This window comes from Paenarthrobacter ureafaciens (assembly GCF_004028095.1).
GTDB classification, from domain to species: Bacteria; Actinomycetota; Actinomycetes; order Actinomycetales; family Micrococcaceae; genus Arthrobacter; species Arthrobacter ureafaciens.
The window spans coordinates 78,260-96,370 of record NZ_SBHM01000007.1 but is presented as its reverse complement, the minus strand read 5'-3'; the positions used below and the strand labels follow the sequence as shown (position 1 = coordinate 96,370).

Below are 18,111 nucleotides of genomic sequence, written 5' to 3'. Positions count from 1 at the left end.
ATTAAATTATGGGAATCCGTAAATACAAGCCGACTACCCCGGGCCGTCGTGGCTCGAGCGTAGCCGACTTTGCTGAAATCACGCGGTCGACTCCGGAAAAGTCGTTGCTGCGTCCGCTGCACAAGACCGGCGGCCGTAACAACACCGGTAAGATCACCACCCGTCACAAGGGTGGCGGACACAAGCGCCAGTACCGTCTGATCGACTTCCGTCGTCACGACAAGGACGGCATCAACGCCCGCGTTGCCGAAATCGAGTACGATCCGAACCGCACGGCTCGCATCGCCCTCCTGCACTATGTTGATGGCACCAAGCGTTACATCATCGCTCCGAACAAGCTGTCCCAGGGTGACTTCGTCGAGGCTGGCCCCGACGCTGACATCAAGCCGGGCAACAACCTGCCGCTGCGCAACATCCCCGTCGGTACCGTGATCCACGCAGTTGAACTGCGTCCGGGTGGCGGCGCCAAGATGGCCCGCTCCGCAGGTGCTTCGGTCCAGCTCGTCGCCAAGGAAGGCCGTTTCGCCCAGCTGCGTCTGCCCTCCGGTGAAATCCGCAACGTTGACGTGCGCTGCCGCGCAACCGTCGGCGAGGTCGGCAACGCCGAGCAGTCGAACATCAACTGGGGCAAGGCCGGTCGTATGCGCTGGAAGGGCGTTCGCCCGACCGTCCGTGGTGTAGCCATGAACCCGGTTGACCACCCGCACGGTGGTGGTGAAGGTAAGACTTCCGGTGGTCGCCACCCGGTCAACCCGAACGGCAAGCCCGAGGGCCGTACCCGCCGCCCGAACAAAGAGAGCGACAAGCTTATTGTTCGTCGCCGCCGTACTGGCAAGAACAAGCGATAGGAGCCTGGACACATGCCACGCAGCCTGAAAAAAGGTCCTTTCGTTGACCAGCACCTCTTTGTGAAGGTCGCACGGGAAAACGAAAAGGGCACCAAGAACGTCATCAAGACCTGGTCCCGTCGTTCGATGATCATCCCCGACATGCTCGGGCACACGATCGCCGTACACGACGGCCGCAAGCACATCCCGGTGTTTGTCACTGAGTCGATGGTCGGGCACAAGCTCGGCGAATTCGCTCCTACGCGGACTTTCCGCGGCCATGTTAAGGACGACCGTAAGGGCAAGCGCCGCTAGGCGCCTGACCTTACGTCTTAGACGAGAGAAGGAAAGCAATGGAAGCCAAGGCAATTGCGCGTCACATCCGCGTAACGCCTATGAAGGCCCGGCGCGTCGTCAACCTTGTTCGTGGCAAGCAAGCGAATGAGGCTCTGGCAATTCTGAAGTTTGCCCCCCAGGCAGCTTCGGAGCCGGTATTCAAGGTACTTCAGTCGGCAATGGCCAACGCCCGCGTTCTCGCGGACCGCGATGGCGTTGCATTCGACGACAGCGACCTCTTCATCATCGAAGCATTCGTTGATGAGGGCCCGACCATGAAGCGGTTCCAGCCGCGTGCCCAGGGCCGCGCCTACCGCATCAAGAAGCGGACCAGCCACATCACCGTGGTCGTCGCAACCCCGGAGAAAGAGGAGGCTCGCTAAGTGGGACAGAAAGTAAACCCGCACGGGTTCCGACTCGGCATCACCACCGACCACGTTTCGCACTGGTTTGCTGACAGCAACAAGCCGGGACAGCGCTACAAGGACTTCGTCCGCGAGGACATCAAGATCCGTCAGCTCATGTCCACCGGCATGGAGCGCGCCGGCATCGCCAAGGTCGAGATCGAGCGCACTCGTGACCGCGTCCGCGTGGACATCCACACGGCACGTCCGGGCATCGTCATCGGCCGCCGCGGCGCTGAAGCAGACCGCATCCGCGGCGAGCTCGAGAAGCTCACCGGCAAGCAGGTCCAGCTGAACATCCTCGAGGTCAAGAACCCCGAGATCGAAGCACAGCTTGTTGCCCAGGGCATCGCTGAGCAGCTGACTTCCCGCGTGGCATTCCGCCGTGCAATGAAGAAGGCCATGCAGTCCGCACAGCGCGCAGGTGCCAAGGGCATCCGTGTTGCTTGCTCGGGCCGTCTGGGCGGCGCAGAAATGTCCCGCTCGGAGTTCTACCGCGAAGGCCGTGTGCCCCTGCACACCCTCCGCGCGAACATCGACTACGGCTTCTACGAAGCCAAGACCACCTTCGGCCGCATTGGCGTGAAGGTTTGGATCTACAAGGGTGACGTCACCGCCAAGGAACTGGCTCAGCAGGCAGCTGCTGCTCCGTCCCGCGGCCGTGGAGGAGACCGTCCGGGCCGCCCGGGTGGCGACCGCCGTCGTCGTAACGACCGTCCGGCAGCCGAGGCAGCACCTGCTGCCGTTGAAGCACCGGCCGCTGAAGCTGCTGCTCCTGCAGCAGAAGGAGGACAGGCTTAAATGCTTATCCCACGTCGAGTCAAGCACCGTAAGCAGCACCACCCGGGTCGTTCCGGCGCTGCTACGGGCGGCACCAAGGTCACTTTCGGTGAGTACGGCATCCAGGCCCTGAGCCCGGCATACGTCACCAACCGTCAGATCGAGTCCGCTCGTATCGCGATGACCCGCCACATCAAGCGTGGCGGCAAGGTCTGGATCAACATCTACCCGGACCGTCCGCTGACGAAGAAGCCTGCTGAAACCCGTATGGGTTCCGGTAAGGGTTCTCCGGAATGGTGGGTCGCAAACGTCAAGCCGGGCCGGGTTCTGTTCGAACTCTCCGGTGTCAATGAAGAGGTAGCTCGCGAGGCCCTGCGCCTGGCAATCCACAAGCTGCCGTTGAAGGCACGCATTGTGCGTCGCGAAGGTGGTGAATAGAAATGGCAGTAGGGTCGAAGGATCTCGCACCCGCACAGCTGGACGGTTTCGACAACGAGCGTCTCGTTGAAGAACTCCGCAAGTCCAAGGAAGAGCTGTTCAACCTGCGTTTCCAGTCCGCCACCGGCCAGCTGGAGAACCACGGTCGTCTGCGCGCGGTAAAGAAGGACATCGCACGCATCTACACCGTTCTTCGTGAGCGCGAGCTGGGCATTCGTGCCGAGGTTGCCGCACCGGTTGTGGAAGCCAAGGAAGAAAAGAAGTCCAAGAAGGCTGCCAAGGCTGAAACGGCCGAGGTTGAAGCTGGAGAGGATGCCAAGTGAGCGAGAAGGAAAACGTGACGGAAGCAGCAGCCAGCGCTGAGCAGCAGCGCGGTTACCGTAAGACGCGTCGCGGCTACGTAGTCTCCGACAAGATGGAAAAGACCATCGTTGTTGAGGTTGAAGACCGCGTGAAGCACGCTCTTTACGGCAAGGTTATTCGCCGCACCTCGAAGATCAAGGCTCACGACGAGCAGAACACCGCCGGCATCGGCGACCTCGTTCTGATCGCCGAGACCCGCCCGCTGTCCGCTACCAAGCGGTTCCGCCTGGTGGAGATCCTCGAGAAGGCCAAGTAAATCCGACGCCGGACGACGTCCGGTTGGGCTTACTGGAAGGGCCCGCGTTCCGTTTGGAGCGCGGGCCCTTCCGCTGTTCCGGCCAGTTATGGTATGGCCGCTGAACGTGCTAAGATATTGAGTTTGTATGGCGCCATTTGCGCGTCATCAACCACCTCGTAAACAATCGTGCCGCTGCATACTGCCCCGCGCAGAGTTTTCTGCAAGGGAAGCTGATGCTCGTGGCACGGGCGTTTAGGCCTGTTCTGGCAAAATCCAGGCAGGTCCAGAGACACCCCGATCAACCGTTCCGCAAGGCTCATTCCGTATGCATGTTTTCGGTCTGAGAACCGGCGCGACGCAAGGAGTAAAAATTGATTCAGCAGGAGTCGCGACTGAAGGTCGCCGACAACACGGGTGCTAAGGAAATCCTTACCATTCGCGTTCTCGGTGGATCCGGCCGTCGCTACGCAGGCATCGGCGACGTCATCGTCGCAACCGTCAAGGACGCTATCCCTGGCGGCAACGTAAAGAAGGGTGACGTCGTCAAGGCTGTCATCGTTCGTACCAAGAAGGAACGCCGCCGTGCGGATGGTTCCTACATCAAGTTTGATGAGAACGCAGCTGTGATCCTGAAGAACGACGGTGACCCCCGCGGCACCCGTATCTTCGGCCCGGTTGGTCGTGAACTTCGCGACAAGAAGTTCATGAAGATCGTTTCGCTGGCCCCGGAGGTGCTCTAGTCCATGGCTAAGATCAAGAAGGGTGACCTCGTTCAGGTCATCACCGGCGCCAAGCAGGAACGCGGCGGCGACCGCGGCAAGCAGGGCAAGGTCCTGCGCGTATTCCCTGACACCAACCGCGTGCTGGTAGAAGGAATCAACCGCGTCACCAAGCACACCAAGGTCGGACAGTCGCAGCGCGGCACCAAGACCGGTGGCATCGAGGTTGTTGAAGCCCCGATCCACATTTCAAACGTCGCTCTGGTAGACCCGACCACCAAGAAGCCGACCCGCGTTGGTTTCCGTCTCGACACCGTTGAGAAGGACGGCCGTACCAAGACCGTTCGTATCCGCGTGTCCAAGGCCACCGGGAAGGACATCTAATGAGCGAGACCACTGTCGCAACCAAGATCGTTCCTCGTCTGAAGACGAAGTACGCAGAGACCATCAAGAAGTCCCTGCAGGACGAGTTCAACTACGCGAACGTCAACCAGGTTCCCCGTCTGGTGAAGGTCGTTGTGAACATGGGTGTTGGAGATGCCGCCAAGGACTCCAAGCTGATCGACGGCGCTGTCCGCGACCTCACCCTCATCACCGGCCAGAAGCCGCAGGTAACCAAGGCCCGCAAGTCGATCGCACAGTTCAAGCTGCGCGAAGGCATGCCGATCGGTGCACACGCAACCCTGCGTGGCGACCGCATGTGGGAATTCGTGGACCGTCTGGTATCGCTGGCCCTGCCGCGTATCCGTGACTTCCGCGGCCTCAACGGCAAGCAGTTCGATGGCAACGGCAACTACACCTTCGGTCTGACCGAGCAGGTTATGTTCCACGAAATCGACCAGGACTCCATTGACCGCGTTCGCGGTATGGACATCACGGTCGTCACCACCGCCAAGACCGACGACGAAGGCCGCGCGCTGCTCAAGGCGCTTGGTTTCCCGTTCAAGACTGAAAACTAACTACGTATCAGGTCCGGCCGCGCCGACCCGCAAGGGCAGCGCAGCGGAAACCGTTACGAGGAAGGGCTATAGCCCACAATGACTATGACAGATCCTGTCGCAGACATGCTTACGCGTCTGCGCAATGCAAACTCGGCATACCACGACACCGTGTCCATGCCGTACAGCAAGCTGAAGGCACGCGTTGCCGACATCCTGAAGGCAGAAGGCTTCATCGCTGACTGGAAGGAAGAGGACGCAGAGGTTGGCAAGAAGCTGACCATCAGCCTGAAGTTCGGACCGAACCGCGAGCGTTCGATCGCCGGTGTCCGCCGCATCTCCAAGCCGGGTCTCCGCGTTTACGCGAAGTCCACCAACCTGCCTCACGTGCTGGGTGGCCTGGGTATCGCAATCCTGTCCACCTCTTCCGGCCTCCTGACTGACAAGCAGGCCGGCAAGAAGGGCGTGGGCGGCGAAGTCCTCGCGTACGTCTGGTAACGGGAAAGGAAGAGAATAATGTCACGTATTGGACGTCTCCCCATCACCGTTCCTGCCGGCGTTGAGGTCAAGCTCGATGGCTCCGTCATCAGCGTCAAGGGTGCCAAGGGCGAGCTGAGCCACACTGTTGCCAGCCCGATCGAGGTTTCCCTCGAAGAGAACACTCTCACGGTCACCCGCCCGAACGACGAGCGCAACTCGCGTTCGCTGCACGGCCTGACCCGCACCCTGATCGCCAACATGATCCAGGGCGTTACCGAGGGCTACGAGAAGAAGCTTGAAATCGTTGGTACCGGTTACCGCGTTCAGGCCAAGGGTTCTGACCTGGAGTTCGCTCTCGGCTACAGCCACCCTGTAAACGTCTCGGCACCTGAGGGCATCACCTTCGCTGTGGAGGGCCCCACCAAGCTCTCTGTTTCGGGTATCAACAAGCAGCAGGTGGGCGAGGTTGCTGCCAACATTCGCAAGCTGCGCAAGCCTGACCCCTACAAGGGCAAGGGTGTCCGTTACGCCGGCGAAGTCATCCGCCGCAAGGTCGGAAAGGCTGGTAAGTAAACCATGGCCATCGCAATTAACAAGAAGCGTTCGAACAAGAGCAAGTCTGCTGCACGCAGCCGTCGCCAGCTTCGTATCCGCAAGCGCATCGCCGGTACGGCCGTACGTCCGCGTCTGGTCGTCAACCGTTCGGCACGTCACGTATTCGTTCAGGTTGTCGATGACAGCAAGGGCGTAACCGTGGCTTCGGCTTCCACCCTGGAAGCTGACCTGCGTGCACTCGAAGGCGACAAGACTGCCAAGGCCAAGCGCGTTGGCGAGCTCGTTGCAGAGCGCGCAAAGGCTGCAGGCATCGAAGCTGTTGTCTTCGACCGTGGCGGTAACAAGTACCACGGCCGCATCGCCGCCGTCGCTGACGGTGCTCGCGAAGGTGGGCTGGCACTGTGACCGCTGAAAACAACGAAAAGGACATTCAGGTGACTGAAGCTGTAGCTGCTGAAGCAACTGAGACCGCACCCGCTACCGACGACCGCCGCGGCGGACGTCGTGGTGAGCGCGGCGAGCGTGGCCAGGGCCGCGGCGACCGTGGTGGCCGTGGTGGCCGCGACGGCGGTCGCGACGCTGAGAAGAGCCAGTTCGTAGAGCGTGTTGTAACCATCAACCGCGTTGCCAAGGTCGTCAAGGGTGGTCGTCGCTTCAGCTTCACCGCTCTCGTCGTCGTCGGTGACGGTAACGGCATGGTTGGCGTCGGCTACGGCAAGGCCAAGGAAGTTCCCGCTGCTATCGCCAAGGGCGTTGAAGAGGCCAAGAAGTCCTTCTTCCGCGTTCCCCGCGTTGGCAACACCATCCCGCACCGCGTGCAGGGTGAGGCTGCTGCAGGCGTTGTCCTGCTGCGTCCGGCTTCCGCCGGTACCGGTGTTATCGCCGGTGGTCCGGTCCGTGCGGTACTGGAGTGCGTGGGTATCCACGACATCCTCTCCAAGTCGCTCGGTTCCTCCAACGCGATCAACATCGTTCACGCGACCGTTGACGCCCTGAAGCAGCTCGAAGAGCCCGCTTCCGTGGCTGCCCGCCGTGGCCTGCCGCTGGACGAGGTTGCTCCGGTTGCCCTGGTGCGTGCGCTCCAGAACCAGAAGGCAGGTGTCTAGTCATGGCTAAGAACCTGACTCCTTCCGACGCCAAGTTGGAAATAACCCAGATCAAGGGCGTCATTGGCGCCAAGCAGAACCAGCGCGACACCCTTCGGTCCCTCGGCCTCAAGCGCATCGGACACACCGTTGTCCGTACCGCTGACGCCGTGACCGTTGGCATGCTCAACACGGTTCCGCACCTCGTGAATGTAGAGGAGGCGAAGTAATGGCCGAGAACGAGACCGCTGAAAAGCAGAACGCTCTGAAGGTCCACCACCTGCGTCCTGCCCCCGGCGCCAAGACTTCCAAGACCCGTGTTGGTCGTGGTGAAGGCTCCAAGGGTAAGACTGCCGGTCGCGGTACCAAGGGTACGAAGGCCCGCTACCAGGTCAAGGCTGGCTTTGCCGGCGGCCAGTTGCCGCTGCACATGCGCCTGCCGAAGCTGCGCGGCTTCAAGAACCCGTTCCGGGTTGAGTTCCAGGTTGTCAACCTGGAGAAGCTCAACGAGCTGTTCCCGGAAGGTGGCGCTGTCACCGTTGAGTCCCTGGTTGAGAAGGGTGCCGTTCGTAAGAACCAGCCCGTGAAGGTGCTGGGCACCGGCGACATCACCGTCAAGGTTGACGTCACCGCCCACGCTTTCTCTTCCAGCGCTGCTGACAAGATCGCTGCAGCAGGCGGAAGCACCACGGTTCTCTAAGACCCCGTGGGGCTCTTGCCCGCAGTAAGAAAAAATCCCGGTACGCGGGGCCTGAGGCCCTGTGTACCGGGATTTTTTTGTTGGTTGTGGACTCTCGATTATTCTGACGGCGTCCGTAGCAGCTAGACTCGATTGTTGGGTTTCCTTAACCCCATCTACATCCTTGTACCTTTACCTCAGGAGGACGCTTGCTAAGCGCATTCGGCCGGGCGTTTCGGACGCCCGATTTGCGACGCAAGTTGTTGTTCACGCTGGGAATCATCACAATCTTCCGCTTGGGAGCTTTCATCCCCTCGCCTGGTGTGAACTACCAGAATGTCCAGCAATGCTTAGACACCGGTGACACCTCGCAGGGCATCTACCAGCTGGTGAATCTGTTCAGCGGCGGTGCCTTGCTGCAGGTTTCCATCTTTGCGCTCGGTATCATGCCGTACATTACGGCGAGCATCATCGTTCAGCTGCTTCGGGTGGTCATTCCCCGGTTCCAACAGTTGTACGAGGAAGGTTCCTCCGGCCAATCGAAACTGACGCAGTACACCCGGTACCTCACCATCGCGCTGGGTTTGCTCAATGCCACCACCCTGGTATCCCTGGCCCGTTCCGGCCAGTTGCTGCCCGGCTGCAACCTGCCGATCATTCCTGATGAGAGCATCATCACCACGATCCTCATCATCATCACGTTGACCGCAGGGACCGGACTCATCATGTGGATGGGCGAGCTCGTGACCGAGAAGGGCGTGGGCAACGGCATGTCGCTGCTCATCTTCACGTCGATCGCTGCAGGCTTCCCGCAGTCGCTGGGTGCCATCTGGACCGCACAGGGCCCGGGAACCTTCTTCATCGTCCTTGCCATCGGCCTGGTCACGGTGGCGCTGGTGGTGTTCGTCGAACAGTCCCAGAGGCGCGTCCCGGTGCAATACGCCAAGCGCATGATTGGCCGCCGCACTGTTGGCGGAACCAGCACCTACATTCCCATCAAGGTGAACATGGCCGGCGTCGTGCCCGTCATCTTCGCGTCCTCCATGCTGTACCTGCCTGGCCTGATTGCACAGTTCAACCAGCCGCAGGCGGGAGAGCAGATGGCCCCCTGGGTTGAGTGGATCAACAACAACCTCACCAAGGGCGACCACCCCATCTACATGGCTCTCTACTTCGCCATGATCGTGTTTTTCACCTACTTCTACGTGGCCATCACCTTCAACCCTGAAGAAGTGTCGGACAACATGAAGAAGTACGGGGGATTCATTCCGGGCATCCGGGCGGGTAAACCGACCGCGGATTACCTGCAGTACGTGCTTTCCAGGATTACTTTGCCGGGAGCTCTTTACCTGGGCTTCGTGGCACTCATTCCGCTGGTTGCACTCGTCCTGATCAACGCCAACCAGAACTTCCCGTTCGGTGGCACCTCAATCCTGATCATGGTGGGTGTGGGCTTGGAAACCGTGAAGCAGATTGATGCGCAGCTACAACAACGTCACTATGAAGGGCTTTTGCGATGACGAGAATGCTGATCATTGGACCTCCGGGTTCGGGCAAGGGTACGCAGGCTGAACGGATTTCCGCGCGGCTGGGCGTAGTCGCCATCTCCACTGGCGACATTTTCCGTGCCAACGTCAAGGGCGAGACCCCCCTTGGCCTGGAGGCCAAGAAGTACATGGACGCCGGTGACTTCGTACCGGACAGCGTCACCAACAAGATGGTTCGGGACCGTCTGAGCGAGAGCGACGTCGAGAACGGCTTCCTCCTGGACGGCTACCCCCGCACCACGGCACAGGTGGACTACCTGGACAACATCCTCGCCGAGACCCAGCAGGAGCTCGACGTCGTGCTCCAGCTGACTGCCGACGACGAGGAACTGGTCAGCCGCCTCCTCGGCCGTGCCAAGGAGACCGGCCGGTCTGACGACAATGAAGCCGTCATCCGCCACCGCCTCGACCTCTACCACGAGCAGACTGAGGCCGTCGTGGCCAAGTACGCCGAGCGCGGCATCCTGACCCAGGTTGACGGCATTGGTGGAATCGACGAGGTCACTGACCGCGTCCTGACCGCCATTGAAGCTGCCAAGGCTGTCTAGCACTTTCTCCACATAGCCGGTGTTCCGGCTCATGTGCCAAAGGGTGTGTCCCGTACGATGAGTGCGGGACACACCCTTTTTCCTTTTCATGGCCGTCTTTGGGGGAAGCGCATGCACACAGTCATGTCCGGCAGGAGCCGGATTGCAGGTCTGGAAGTCTATGTGCCTCCTGCACGTCTGGACACGGATGCCGTCGAGCAGCGCATCGTCGAATCGAGCCCGGGCTTCCGGATTCCCAAGGGTTTGATTTCCCGCGTCACAGGCATCCGGTCCCGTAGCGTGATGGCCGAGTCGGAGCAGGCGTCAGATCTTGCCGTCAACGCAGCAGCCAAGGTCCTGGCCAGTTGCGGGCTCCAGGCCCCGGATGTCGACCTTCTGGTTTTTGCCTCCGCGAGCCAGGACATGGTGGAGCCCGCAACAGCCCATATTGCCGCCGCAAAGCTGGGACTCAGTTGCCCGGTGATGGACGTCAAGAACGCCTGCAACAGTTTCCTGAACGGACTGGAAGTGGCCGATTCCCTGATTGCCTCCCGCCGTTACGGTCGGGTTCTGGTGGTGACGGGGGAGTCGCCCTCGCGGGCGGTCCGGTGGTCTGTTCCTGATTTCGCGACTTTCGCGTCCAGCTTCCCCGGTTACACCATGAGCGACGGCGGCGCGGCCGTCCTGCTCGAAGCTTCCGAAGGCGCTACTGCTGACAGTGAGCCTTCAAGCCCGGCGGCCGAGGGCATTCTTGGCATGGCATTCATTGCAAAGAGCATCCACTGGCCGGTAGGGACCTTGGCCGCCGGTGGATCTGCGTTTCCCCGGGACCCCGAAGCCAGCTATTTCACCATGGACGGGGAGAAGCTGAAGGACGCCTTCCTGGACTTGGGCTCCGATGTCCTGGGAGAGACCTTGGAGGCCCTCAAGCTGAACTGGCAAGACTTCGCGGTGGTCTGTGTCCACCAAGTCAGCGCGCCCTACCGGGAGATCTTTGCAGAGCGTGCGGGAGTGCCGCGCGACCTGTTGGTCCCGGCAGTGGAAGAGTTCGGCAACTTGGCCTCCGTTAGTCTTCCGTTGCAGTTGAAGCTCGCCCTGGATGGTGGACGATGTGGTCCGGGAGACCTGGTTGCCCTGGTAGGCCTGGCCGGCGGCGTCAGCCTGGGCATCGCGGTGGTGCGGCTATGAACCGCTCGTCAGCAGGAGCCGGAACAGGGTTGCACAGCGATTCCGCTACCAGGCCGCTGTGCATCGCAGTGCCGATGCTCAACGAAGAGAAGCTTGTCCGCCAGTCCTTGGATTCGCTCGCTGCGCAGGACTATCAGGACTTCACGGTGGTTGTGGTTGATAACGGATCCACCGACGCCAGCTGCGCCATCGTGGAAGCCTTCGCCGGTGAGCACCGTGTCATGGACATCAGGCTGATCCATGAAACGGAGAAGGGCACAGGCGCAGCTGCCGATACGGGTATGCGGTTCGGAGTCGAACACGGTGCCACATGGTTGGCCCGCACGGACGCGGATTGCCTTGCTGCCAAGGATTGGACGGCCCGGATCATGGCGGCCTTCCACGATGGCTTGGAACTGATTGCCGGGCAGCTGATTCCCCGGCAGGACGAAGGCATCACTGCGCGGGATCGTCGTTTGATGCTGGTGGCCGTGGAGGTGGCCTCGTTCTTCGGAAAGATCAGGCCCGGCAACAAGGGAGAGGGCTATTTGGGCCCCTACCAAATGCTTCCGGGCTGCAACATGGCGATCACCGCGGATATGTATCACCGCTCCGGGGGATTCCCGCGGACCAGGATCGAGGACCTCCACGAGGACAGGGCACTGTCCAACCGCGTCCGGAAGTTGACACGCAATTACGGGCTGCGGAGGGACGTCGTGGTCTACGGGTCCTCCCGGCGGGTCAAAGCGTGGGGCTTGAAGAACACGCTGGCTTGGTACGCGGACCACCGTTACCGTCCCGAGCACGTGGACATTCGGTAGCCATGTCAGTTGCAACCGCTGAACGCTGGGAACGGCGCGTCCACCTCGGAGCGCATCCCTTGCTGTACCCGACCATCCGATCGCTGGGCGCCGTGAAACCGGTGATGAGGATCCCGGGGCTGGGTGTCCTGGTCAGCGAAGCACGGTTGGTGCGTGATGTGCTGTTGGACGGTGAACGCTTCGTAAAGAACGGGCCCTCTGCCTCCGGAGGGCTTTGGACACCGGTCGTCGGCCCGAAGGCACTGGTCAACATGGACGGTGCAGAGCATCGCGAGCTAAGGCGGAAGCTCGCTGACTTGTTCACTCCGGCCTCGGTGGCGGAAATCGTCCAACCGGCATCCGTTGCGTTGAAGGCCCGCGTTGAGCATGACCTGGACGGGCCGGGACGGGTGGACCTGGTGGACTGCGTCAAGGAACTTGCGGGCGGCGTCATCTCACGGTTGCTGGGCGTTCCGGAACATGCCCCGGGCAGACTGCCGAACAAGGACCTCTTCGATTTAGGGTCATCCATCTCATCCTTGGTTCGTTTAGGTCGCCCAACCTTGACGCCGGAGCAGGCTGCCAAGGGAAGGGCCGCCGTCGAGGTTCTCGCAGGACCCGCCCGAAGCGCCTACCGCGACGGAGACCCTGCAACCTTCCCGGGCCGGCTCCGCGGGCTGGGCATGAGCGAAGACGAAGCGATGGGCATCATCAGTGCCTTCGTGATGGTGGGAACGGAAACGCTCGTGTCATTCGTGCCCCGGCTGGTGGCGTTGCTTGCCGATACCGGACGCATTGAGGAACTGGTTGCGGACAGGTCGGGGATGGGGGCAGCAGTGAACGAGTCGTTGAGGTTCACGGTGCCGTCGCCCATGATGCTGCGAAACGCCGTTGCCCCCGGGAACATCGGAGGAACGGTTGTGCGCACCGGGGACCGGATCCTGTTGTCCACCATCCATGCTGCCAAGAGCCTGGGTGGTTTCAACCCGGGGGAACCCATCCCGGCGCAAGCGCGCCAGTTGTGGTTCGGGGCAGGACCACATTTCTGCATCGGCATGCCGCTGGCCATGGCGGAGATCACTGCAACCTTGGAGGTTCTCCTGGACAGATTTGCGCAGAGGCCGTGGGTCATCGCTTCCCGGGCCGTCAGCACGCGTGTGCTGATTCCGGGCTACCGGAAGCTGGAGCTCGCCAATGCCCTCTGAAATCACCGGCGGGCAGGACAGCCCTGACCTCATTGCCGCCGTCTACGCGGCGGCTGAACGTGTCCCGGACAATCCCGCCATCACAGCTCCGGGCAGGACCAGGCGTCGGCCCGGCGGCAAGGTGTCAGTGAGGCCCGGTCCAACCATCACCTACAGGCAGCTGATGGAAGGCATCGAAGCAACGTCGGTGCGCCTGCAGGCCGACGGCTTTGGCAAGGGTGAAAGGATGCTCTTCTCGGTCAGGCCGAGTCCGGCCGCGTTCATCCTCGCGTTGGGTGCCGTCCGGGCCGGTGGGTCGGTGGTGTTCATTGACCCCGGCATCGGTCCTTCGTTGTTCCGGGACAGGGCGGAGCTGGCCGCGCCGGGTTGGGCGGCTGCCGAATCGCTTCTCTACGCAGTGAGTACCAGGAGCCCCGTCCGCCCCCTGGCGCGTCGGCGTGGCCTGCTCCTGCCCGATTACGGCGCGATGGACGTCCGCCACTACTATTCGGGACCTTGGATGCCGGGGGTGCCCCGGGGAGCTACCCCGGTGAAGACGCTGAGACGACCCCTGACTACCGGCACCACCACTACTGGCACCACCAAGGGACAGCCCGGGCACCATCCCGCCCAGGAAGCGGTGATCATCTTCACCTCCGGAACCACGGGAGCACCGAAGGGTGTTGTCCATACGCGCGGTTCCTTGGCTGCCGGTTTTCAGCAGTTGAGCACCAAGTGCACCTTCAGCGACGGGGACCGTATCCATTCGGAGCAGCTCATGATGGGCCTGCCGGCCCTGATCGCCGGGGCGCACTGGACCATGCCCTCGTACGGCTTTTCGGCGCACATCGACCCCCTTCGCTTGGCCGGCGAACTTGGGCCGGTCGCCGGGAAAAGGTCAACGTACGACGGCGCCACTCACCTTTTCCTGGTGCCGTCGCAGCTGGCGCCCATCCTCGACGGGATTGAGCGTGGGGAGGTCACGCTTCCGAAGACCTTGGGAACTGTGATGTTGGGAGCGGCCCCCGTTCTGGCACCTTTCCTGGAGCGGGCCATGCGGGTCTTGCCCGATGTGGACTTCAAGCTCATTTACGGAATGACTGAGCTTCTGCCCATAGCAATAGCGGACGGCAGGGAGAAGCTTGCCTTCGCCTCGGGAGCTGACGCCGGGCACCTCACCCAGGATGGCCGTGGTGAGGGCGACTTCCTCGGGGAACCGCTGCCCGCCGTCGAAATCCGCCTCGGTGAGGACCACGAACTGTTCGCCCGCGGGCCCAACATGTGCCACGGCTATTTGGGCCAGGACCCAATGATCGAACACGCGACGGGAGACTTGGTGAGGCTCGACTACGGGGCGGGGGCACGGGGCGCGCCCATCAGCTCGGGGGCACGGGGCGCGGCCACCAGCTCCGGCGCGCGGCCACGGCTGGTGATGATCGGACGCAAGAAGGACATGATTATCCGGGGCAAGGCCAACATCTACCCCGCTCTGTATGAACCCGTCATCGCCGGCGTGGCGGGTGTCGCTGAAGCGGCGATGGTAGGAGTTCCGGACGGCATCGGTGACGAGTCGGTGTGGCTGGCGGTTGTGCCCCGGGCCGGTCAGTCGGCCGCGGCCCTGAAGGCCCGGCTCGGGCAGGAGCTACCGCGACTCATCGACGAATCGGCACTCCCGGACCGCATCGAAGTCCTGGACAATATGCCGGTCAGCGGGCGGCACCGGAAGCCGGATCGTGAAGCGCTCAGGCAGCAGTTCGGAGCGGTTACAGACGCAGCGGCCCTGGTGGGCCCGGCATGAAGATCGCCGTCACGGGTGCCACGGGTTTCGTCGGAAGAGCGATCGCCCGGGCCGCTGAAGACAAGGGATGGGACGTTGTAAGGTTCGCGCGTCGCCGGGACCCGGGCTACGCATACTGGGACCTCGCGGACCGTCCGCCAGCGCGCCTGCCGGAGGTTGACGCCGTCGTGCATGCCGGTGCCCACGTCGCGGACTGGGGCGACCCCCGGATCTTTCACCGGGTCAATGTCCTAGGGACGCGGGCCCTCAGCGAGGTCTATGCGCGGACGCGCCTGGTCCATATCTCAAGTTCCAGCGTCTACCCCTGGTGGGAGTCCTGCGTGAACCGCGTTGAGGAAGAAGTCGCGTCCAAGCACCTGAACGCCTATGGGCGCAGCAAGGCGCTGGCCGACATCGAAGCACGCAAGCACGGCAACGCCTTGTCGCTCCGGCCACACGGAGTCTATGGCCAAGGCGACCGGACGCTGTTGCCACGGCTCATCGGCAACATCCGGCGCGGACGGCTCCTCAGCGTCGGGCGTCCCACCGTGAGGCATCAGCTGACGCATATCGACAATTTGACCACTGCCGCGCTCGCAGCCTGCGGGTCCGAACTCCGTGGTGCCGTAAATGTGGCCGATGCGGAGCCTGTGGAGCTCGGTTCAGTACTGCGTGAGGTCCTTGACGTGACGGGCCACCCGCACACGGGCATTCGGTATATTCCGGAGGCCGTGGCGATGGCCGTGGCCGGCTTTTCCGAAGCTGCTGCCATGGCAACGGGGACTCCGCCGCGGCTGACCCGCTATGCCGTGAGCCAACTCGGGCGGGAGCGGACCTATTGCTTGGACAGGCTTCGCGAGGGGCTCGGGGTCGAACCAATTTCGACCACGCTCTCGGATGCGCGAAAATGGTTGGAGCACGGGGCCTGATCGGCGCTCGTGGGAACATCCAGAGGAGAACATGGCGTTCGGTCAGCCCCGCATTGAATACAAGTCCAACCAGCAGATGCGCAAGATGCACGAGGCAGGACTGGTCCTTAGCCGTGCCCTTGACGCAGCGGTTGCAGCAGCCAAGGCAGGTGTCACCACCAAGGACCTCGATGACGTCTTTGCTGCCGTCCTCAACGATGCCGGCGCCAAGTCCAACTTCGTCGGATACCACGGCTTCCCGGCAACCATCTGCACCTCGGTCAACGAGGAAGTCGTCCACGGAATCCCCGGCAACAGGGTCCTGGAAGACGGGGACATCATCTCGATCGACGGCGGCTGCATCGTGGACGGATGGCACTCGGACTCGGCCCGCACCGTGATCGTTGGAACCGCTGACCCCGAGGACCAGCGGCTTTCCGATGTCACCGAGGCCGCCATGTGGCACGGCATCGCCGGTCTGGCCAAGGGCAAGTTCGTGGGAGACATCGGCAATGCGATCGATGACTACGTGTCCTCAGTGCCGGGCAAGCCCCTCGGAATCCTTGAGGATTACGTCGGCCACGGGATTGGTTCCGAGATGCACATGGCCCCGGATGTCCTGAACTACCGCACCAGCCACCGTGGCCCTAAGATCCGGCCCGGTCTGTGCCTGGCCATCGAACCGATGCTGGTGCGCGGAGGCATCGAAACGGCGACCCTGGATGACGACTGGACCGTGGTCACCACCGACGGCAAGCGCTCGTGCCAGTGGGAGCACTCCGTTGCCGTCCATGAAGAGGGCATTTGGGTCCTGTCCTCGCCGGACGGCGGGGCAGCCAACCTTGCGCCGCTCGGCGTCGTGCCGGTACCCATCCCCTGACCTTCCCTGCCGGTGTCAACCGGCCTGGCGTTGCCATAACAAAGAGTCAAAAGGAAGTGCGGGGCTGACCATGCAGCCCCGCACTTCCTTATCCCAAGGGTTTCAGCCCTTCAACTTGGGCTTGACGTCCTTTGTGTAGATGCCCTCGAGCGTCTTCTTCAACTCGGTCATCGTTGCTTTGACGTCACCCTGCTGGGTGAGGATCTTGGCTGCCGCCTTGGCCATTTCCTGGTCGGCGCCGGGAAGGAACACCCGGGCGTTGTCCTGGACACGGGTGACAGCGAGCTGGTCCATGGCCGTCTTGATCTGGGGCGTGGCGGCCAGTACAGCTGACATGTCGGCGGACAGGCGCGTGGGCATGTAACCCGTTGCGGCCGAGAAGGCGGCCGTGTTTTCCGGCTCCGTCATGAACTTGAGGAACGTCGCGGCGGCGAGCTGCTCCTCTTTGCTGATACCGTTCGGGATGCCCAGCCCGGCGCCACCGGTAGGGCAGACTCCGGTGGTTGCCTCGGGACCGCCCGGCAGGAAGCCGACTCCCACGTTGAACTTGGCTGCTTTCAGGACGCCCAGCAGGGAGCCCGTGGAGGAAATGGTTGCCGAGGTGATGCCGGCGGCGAAGTCGTCCGCGGCCTCCTTGGAGGAAACGCCTGCCCAACCGTCCTTGTAGATCGAGTCCTGGGCCCACTGCAGAGCGGCAACCGACTTGTCTGAATCGCACGTGATCTCCCAGTCCTTGGACCAGTTGCCGCCCCAGCCCCAGAGGTTGTTCTGCAAGGTCCAGCCCGCGTAGCCGGCCAGCGCGGGATAAATGTAGGCGTACTGCGCGCCGGAGGAGGCTTTCAGTTTGGGAGCCCACTCGGCGAATTCCTGCCACGTCGCCGGAGCCCGGTCGGGAAGGCCTGCGGCCTTGAAGTGGTCTTTGTTGTAGTAGAAAAGCGGGGTGGAGCGGCCGTATGGCAGGGCCCACTGCTGGTTGTCGTACTTGTAGTCGTCAACCAGGGACTTCTGGAAGTCGTCGAGCTGGATGTCCAGGTGCTTCACCAGATTGTCGATCGGGATGATGCTGCCGTTGGAGAAGTAGCGGAACCACCACACATCGGAGAGGACAACCAAGCCGGGAAGTCCGGTCTTGGCGGCTTGGGAAGTCTGGAACTTCTGCGCAATTTCCTCATAGTTGGCGCCTGCGGTCACCAGGTTCACCTTGATGTCGGGGAACTTTGCCTGGAACTTGCTGATGATGGCCTTTTCTACGTCCTGGGACTTGCCCGGGTGGTTGGTCCAGAAATCGAACGAGGCGGCCGGCTTGACGTTGGTGAAGTCGACGGCAGCAGATTCGACGGCGGTCCCCGGACCCGCGGTGGATGGCCCGCCGCAGGCAGTTAATGCCGCGGCCCCGGCACCCAGGCCTGCGAGGCCAAGGAAATGCCGACGGTCAAGGTTGGTGCGCATGGTGCTTCCTCTCACTTACTTCCTACGATG

General features: G+C 62.2%; 25 protein-coding genes. 24 read left to right on the top strand and 1 reads right to left on the bottom strand.

Translation table 11 applies throughout. The features are described from left to right. Window positions 1-8: 8 nt before the first annotated feature. The 24 genes from rplB to map all read left to right on the top strand — a co-directional run bounded on the left by rplB (window position 9) and on the right by map (window position 16,632). Entirely contained in the window at window positions 9-848 is an 840-nt protein-coding gene (gene rplB, locus AUR_RS04700; protein ID WP_021472409.1) for a 50S ribosomal protein L2, read from the top strand. A 12-nt stretch (window positions 849-860) separates the two neighbouring features. Next, the gene (gene rpsS, locus AUR_RS04695) at window positions 861-1,142 is read left to right on the top strand and encodes a 30S ribosomal protein S19 (protein WP_003803803.1); all 282 of its coding nucleotides are present in this window, start codon (window positions 861-863) and stop codon (window positions 1,140-1,142) included. Window positions 1,143-1,180: 38 nt separating this feature from the next. Further along, a complete protein-coding gene (gene rplV, locus AUR_RS04690; protein ID WP_062097498.1) occupies window positions 1,181-1,546 on the top strand; it encodes a 50S ribosomal protein L22 in 366 nt (121 codons plus the stop codon). Further along, a complete protein-coding gene (gene rpsC, locus AUR_RS04685) occupies window positions 1,547-2,368 on the top strand; it encodes a 30S ribosomal protein S3 (protein WP_021472411.1) in 822 nt (273 codons plus the stop codon). Continuing rightward, window positions 2,369-2,785 carry a 50S ribosomal protein L16 gene (rplP, locus tag AUR_RS04680; protein ID WP_021472412.1) on the top strand — a complete coding sequence of 139 codons (417 nt, stop codon included), beginning with the start codon at window positions 2,369-2,371 and terminating at the stop codon, window positions 2,783-2,785. It begins immediately after the preceding gene. A 2-nt stretch (window positions 2,786-2,787) separates the two neighbouring features. After that, entirely contained in the window at window positions 2,788-3,108 is a 321-nt protein-coding gene (gene rpmC / locus AUR_RS20690; RefSeq protein WP_021472413.1) for a 50S ribosomal protein L29, read from the top strand. Beyond that, window positions 3,105-3,404, top strand: a complete 300-nt coding sequence (rpsQ, locus tag AUR_RS04670) for a 30S ribosomal protein S17 (protein WP_021472414.1) — start codon at window positions 3,105-3,107, stop codon at window positions 3,402-3,404. Before rpmC ends, rpsQ begins: the two co-directional genes overlap by 4 nt. Window positions 3,405-3,757: 353 nt before the next feature. Further along, window positions 3,758-4,126 (top strand): 50S ribosomal protein L14, encoded by a 369-nt coding sequence (gene rplN / locus AUR_RS04665; protein WP_003803789.1) that lies wholly within the window; start codon window positions 3,758-3,760, stop codon window positions 4,124-4,126. Window positions 4,127-4,129: 3 nt separating this feature from the next. Continuing rightward, complete coding sequence (rplX, locus tag AUR_RS04660; RefSeq protein WP_021472415.1) at window positions 4,130-4,489, top strand: 50S ribosomal protein L24; 360 nt, start codon at window positions 4,130-4,132, stop codon at window positions 4,487-4,489. Beyond that, window positions 4,489-5,064 carry a 50S ribosomal protein L5 gene (gene rplE / locus AUR_RS04655; RefSeq protein WP_021472416.1) on the top strand — a complete coding sequence of 192 codons (576 nt, stop codon included), beginning with the start codon at window positions 4,489-4,491 and terminating at the stop codon, window positions 5,062-5,064. Before rplX ends, rplE begins: the two co-directional genes overlap by 1 nt. Window positions 5,065-5,142: 78 nt before the next feature. After that, window positions 5,143-5,541: a 30S ribosomal protein S8 gene (rpsH, locus tag AUR_RS04650; RefSeq protein ID WP_062097496.1), complete on the top strand. Its 399-nt coding sequence runs from the start codon at window positions 5,143-5,145 to the stop codon at window positions 5,539-5,541. An 18-nt stretch (window positions 5,542-5,559) separates the two neighbouring features. Then, a complete protein-coding gene (gene rplF / locus AUR_RS04645; RefSeq protein WP_021472418.1) occupies window positions 5,560-6,096 on the top strand; it encodes a 50S ribosomal protein L6 in 537 nt (178 codons plus the stop codon). A 3-nt stretch (window positions 6,097-6,099) separates the two neighbouring features. After that, a complete protein-coding gene (gene rplR / locus AUR_RS04640; protein ID WP_021472419.1) occupies window positions 6,100-6,483 on the top strand; it encodes a 50S ribosomal protein L18 in 384 nt (127 codons plus the stop codon). Between the two features lie 29 nt (window positions 6,484-6,512). Then, window positions 6,513-7,184: a 30S ribosomal protein S5 gene (rpsE, locus tag AUR_RS04635; protein ID WP_170828566.1), complete on the top strand. Its 672-nt coding sequence runs from the start codon at window positions 6,513-6,515 to the stop codon at window positions 7,182-7,184. Window positions 7,185-7,186: 2 nt separating this feature from the next. Continuing rightward, entirely contained in the window at window positions 7,187-7,393 is a 207-nt protein-coding gene (gene rpmD, locus AUR_RS04630; protein WP_003803757.1) for a 50S ribosomal protein L30, read from the top strand. Continuing rightward, window positions 7,393-7,863 carry a 50S ribosomal protein L15 gene (gene rplO, locus AUR_RS04625; RefSeq protein WP_021472421.1) on the top strand — a complete coding sequence of 157 codons (471 nt, stop codon included), beginning with the start codon at window positions 7,393-7,395 and terminating at the stop codon, window positions 7,861-7,863. The genes rpmD and rplO overlap by 1 nt, the downstream gene beginning before the upstream one ends. A 188-nt stretch (window positions 7,864-8,051) precedes the next feature. Further along, window positions 8,052-9,362, top strand: coding sequence for a preprotein translocase subunit SecY (gene secY, locus AUR_RS04620; RefSeq protein WP_031216558.1), 1,311 nt, complete (start codon window positions 8,052-8,054; stop codon window positions 9,360-9,362). Between the two features lie 5 nt (window positions 9,363-9,367). After that, window positions 9,368-9,937, top strand: a complete 570-nt coding sequence (locus AUR_RS04615; protein ID WP_021472423.1) for an adenylate kinase — start codon at window positions 9,368-9,370, stop codon at window positions 9,935-9,937. A 111-nt stretch (window positions 9,938-10,048) separates the two neighbouring features. Beyond that, window positions 10,049-11,104, top strand: coding sequence for a 3-oxoacyl-ACP synthase III family protein (locus AUR_RS04610; protein WP_062097494.1), 1,056 nt, complete (start codon window positions 10,049-10,051; stop codon window positions 11,102-11,104). After that, window positions 11,101-11,904, top strand: coding sequence for a glycosyltransferase family 2 protein (locus AUR_RS04605; protein ID WP_062097492.1), 804 nt, complete (start codon window positions 11,101-11,103; stop codon window positions 11,902-11,904). The genes AUR_RS04610 and AUR_RS04605 overlap by 4 nt, the downstream gene beginning before the upstream one ends. 2 nt (window positions 11,905-11,906) lie before the next feature. Beyond that, on the top strand, window positions 11,907-13,088 hold the full coding sequence (locus tag AUR_RS04600) for a cytochrome P450 (RefSeq protein ID WP_062097490.1): 1,182 nt from the start codon (window positions 11,907-11,909) through the stop codon (window positions 13,086-13,088). Continuing rightward, window positions 13,078-14,865: a class I adenylate-forming enzyme family protein gene (locus AUR_RS04595; RefSeq protein ID WP_062097488.1), complete on the top strand. Its 1,788-nt coding sequence runs from the start codon at window positions 13,078-13,080 to the stop codon at window positions 14,863-14,865. The genes AUR_RS04600 and AUR_RS04595 overlap by 11 nt, the downstream gene beginning before the upstream one ends. Further along, a complete protein-coding gene (locus tag AUR_RS04590; protein ID WP_062097486.1) occupies window positions 14,862-15,773 on the top strand; it encodes an NAD-dependent epimerase/dehydratase family protein in 912 nt (303 codons plus the stop codon). The genes AUR_RS04595 and AUR_RS04590 overlap by 4 nt, the downstream gene beginning before the upstream one ends. Window positions 15,774-15,804: 31 nt before the next feature. After that, complete coding sequence (gene map / locus AUR_RS04585) at window positions 15,805-16,632, top strand: type I methionyl aminopeptidase (RefSeq protein WP_062097484.1); 828 nt, start codon at window positions 15,805-15,807, stop codon at window positions 16,630-16,632. 102 nt (window positions 16,633-16,734) lie between these two features. Here map and AUR_RS04580 read toward each other — a convergent pair whose 3' ends face one another. Beyond that, window positions 16,735-18,081, bottom strand: coding sequence for an ABC transporter substrate-binding protein (locus AUR_RS04580; protein ID WP_062097482.1), 1,347 nt, complete (start codon window positions 18,079-18,081; stop codon window positions 16,735-16,737). Window positions 18,082-18,111 lie beyond the last annotated feature (30 nt).

What these genes read in the sequence shown, in the direction of transcription:
- rplB (WP_021472409.1), top strand. Translation starts at nt 9, where the DNA reads ATGGGAATCCGTAAATACAAGCCGACTACCCCGGGCCGTCGTGGCTCG.
- rpsS (WP_003803803.1), top strand. Translation starts at nt 861, where the DNA reads ATGCCACGCAGCCTGAAAAAAGGTCCTTTCGTTGACCAGCACCTCTTT.
- rplV (WP_062097498.1), top strand. Translation starts at nt 1,181, where the DNA reads ATGGAAGCCAAGGCAATTGCGCGTCACATCCGCGTAACGCCTATGAAG.
- rplP (WP_021472412.1), top strand. Translation starts at nt 2,369, where the DNA reads ATGCTTATCCCACGTCGAGTCAAGCACCGTAAGCAGCACCACCCGGGT.
- rpmC (WP_021472413.1), top strand. Translation starts at nt 2,788, where the DNA reads ATGGCAGTAGGGTCGAAGGATCTCGCACCCGCACAGCTGGACGGTTTC.
- rplX (WP_021472415.1), top strand. Translation starts at nt 4,130, where the DNA reads ATGGCTAAGATCAAGAAGGGTGACCTCGTTCAGGTCATCACCGGCGCC.
- rplE (WP_021472416.1), top strand. Translation starts at nt 4,489, where the DNA reads ATGAGCGAGACCACTGTCGCAACCAAGATCGTTCCTCGTCTGAAGACG.
- rpsH (WP_062097496.1), top strand. Translation starts at nt 5,143, where the DNA reads ATGACTATGACAGATCCTGTCGCAGACATGCTTACGCGTCTGCGCAAT.
- rplF (WP_021472418.1), top strand. Translation starts at nt 5,560, where the DNA reads ATGTCACGTATTGGACGTCTCCCCATCACCGTTCCTGCCGGCGTTGAG.
- rplR (WP_021472419.1), top strand. Translation starts at nt 6,100, where the DNA reads ATGGCCATCGCAATTAACAAGAAGCGTTCGAACAAGAGCAAGTCTGCT.
- rpmD (WP_003803757.1), top strand. Translation starts at nt 7,187, where the DNA reads ATGGCTAAGAACCTGACTCCTTCCGACGCCAAGTTGGAAATAACCCAG.
- rplO (WP_021472421.1), top strand. Translation starts at nt 7,393, where the DNA reads ATGGCCGAGAACGAGACCGCTGAAAAGCAGAACGCTCTGAAGGTCCAC.
- AUR_RS04615 (WP_021472423.1), top strand. Translation starts at nt 9,368, where the DNA reads ATGCTGATCATTGGACCTCCGGGTTCGGGCAAGGGTACGCAGGCTGAA.
- AUR_RS04610 (WP_062097494.1), top strand. Translation starts at nt 10,049, where the DNA reads ATGCACACAGTCATGTCCGGCAGGAGCCGGATTGCAGGTCTGGAAGTC.
- AUR_RS04605 (WP_062097492.1), top strand. Translation starts at nt 11,101, where the DNA reads ATGAACCGCTCGTCAGCAGGAGCCGGAACAGGGTTGCACAGCGATTCC.
- AUR_RS04600 (WP_062097490.1), top strand. Translation starts at nt 11,907, where the DNA reads ATGTCAGTTGCAACCGCTGAACGCTGGGAACGGCGCGTCCACCTCGGA.
- AUR_RS04595 (WP_062097488.1), top strand. Translation starts at nt 13,078, where the DNA reads ATGCCCTCTGAAATCACCGGCGGGCAGGACAGCCCTGACCTCATTGCC.
- AUR_RS04590 (WP_062097486.1), top strand. Translation starts at nt 14,862, where the DNA reads ATGAAGATCGCCGTCACGGGTGCCACGGGTTTCGTCGGAAGAGCGATC.
- map (WP_062097484.1), top strand. Translation starts at nt 15,805, where the DNA reads ATGGCGTTCGGTCAGCCCCGCATTGAATACAAGTCCAACCAGCAGATG.
- AUR_RS04580 (WP_062097482.1), bottom strand. Translation starts at nt 18,081, where the DNA reads ATGCGCACCAACCTTGACCGTCGGCATTTCCTTGGCCTCGCAGGCCTG.